Here is a 1,645-nt window from a genome sequence, read left to right on the forward strand (position 1 = left end):
GCTTCGAAGAGGGCATTTTATGCTCTTCAGGGGAAAAAGAAATAGGGGGATAACTTATCCTACAACGTTTTCGCTCATGTGCGGGAAGCCCTTAAAGCAGGCCGTTCTAGGTGGATTCCTGTAGAACGTGTATCTTTACTTTAAGTGTTTTGCGATGGGAGTAATGGAGGAATTGTGGGAAGACCTTCTGGAGGAAACAGTATTTAGTCTCTTTGCCATTCACAGTAATTTGGAAGACTATGCCCTGGCCTATGCGCTGAATAGCGTCCTCGGGCTGCATTTGAGACGGACCACAGAAGATCTTGAACTCGACAAGGACGGTTTTTTTGTGGTTTTTGAATGGAAAGATCAAACCTCCTACAGGGAATGGACCCTCTTCAAGAATTCAGGAACCGAGTATAGCGGAGGGTCGACAGTGGGGTTGTTTAAGGATGAACCTGAAGTAAAGCGACGGAGTTTAATACCCGAGAAGCGGGAAGTAGATTTCTTCCTGAAGCTCGAAGGAGACGAAAAAAATCTAAAGCTGCTCCCTGGTCTTTTATCCATCCCCAAAGTGAGTACGGCCTACAGGCTTGAAACCGCGAAACTAAAATCCAGATACAATCTAATCTATTAGAGGAAATGCCCAATAAAAAGAAGACTAAAATTGTCGCCACTCTTGGCCCGGCCACCAGTAAACGGGAAGTGCTTAAAGGGATGATGGAGGCAGGAGTAGATGTGTTTCGAATTAATTTTTCCCATGCGGATTACGAGGACGTGAAGAAGCGCGTTAAAATGATCCGTGAATTGAGTGAGGAACTCCAGGTCTATACGGCTATCCTAGCCGACCTTCAGGGGCCAAAACTGCGCGTGGGGGTTATGTCCGGGGAAGTCATTGTGGTGCCGGGTGATGAGATAGTTTTTAAAACCGGAAAACCTTTTGAGGGTACTGCAGAAGAGGTCTATATGAACTACAAGGAGTTTCCCAGGGATGTCAATCCTGGGGAGCGCATACTCCTGGACGATGGAAAACTCATGTTTGAAGTGGTTGAGACCAATCGCAAAAATGCAGTTCGGGCGAAAGTTATCCAGGGAGGCCCGCTTAAATCCAAGAAGGGGGTCAACCTGCCAAATACGAATATTTCCCTGCCAGCGCTTACGGAGAAGGATGTAAAAGATGCCATGTTTGCGATTTCGCAGGAGGTAGACTGGATGGCCCTTTCCTTTGTCCGGCACAGTCAGGATCTTATCGACCTGCAGCAAATCATTGAGAAACACTCCAAATATAAAATCCCCATTATCGCCAAGATTGAGAAGCCCGAGGCGGTAAAGAACATCGACAAGATTGTCGCCTATTGCGATGGACTTATGGTGGCCCGGGGGGATTTAGGGGTGGAAGTCCCTGCTCAGGAAGTCCCGCTTATTCAGAAAAAATTGGTTTTAAGGGCGAAGAAAGCACGCATTCCGGTGATTATCGCCACCCAGATGATGGAAACCATGATCACCAGTATGGTACCCACACGAGCCGAAGTGAACGACGTGGCCAATTCCGTAATGGACGGTGCAGACGCCGTCATGCTTTCAGGGGAAACCTCTGTGGGTAATTACCCCATACAGGTCATTGAAAAAATGACGAGTATTCTCAAAAGTGTGGAGAGTTCAGACC

At 47.4% G+C, this 1,645-nt stretch carries 2 protein-coding genes; both read left to right on the plus strand.

Going from position 1 to position 1,645, the window contains the following annotated elements:
* The first annotated feature begins 154 nt into the window (after positions 1-154).
* A complete protein-coding gene (locus WBV75_RS02940; RefSeq protein WP_424119165.1) occupies positions 155-616 on the plus strand; it encodes an IPExxxVDY family protein in 462 nt (153 codons plus the stop codon).
* 5 nt (positions 617-621) lie between these two features.
* On the plus strand, positions 622-1,645 hold a 1,024-nt coding region (gene pyk, locus WBV75_RS02945), incomplete at its 3' end, for a pyruvate kinase (RefSeq protein WP_424119166.1).

This window comes from Robiginitalea sp., assembly GCF_049588695.1.
GTDB lineage: Bacteria > Bacteroidota > Bacteroidia > Flavobacteriales > Flavobacteriaceae > Robiginitalea.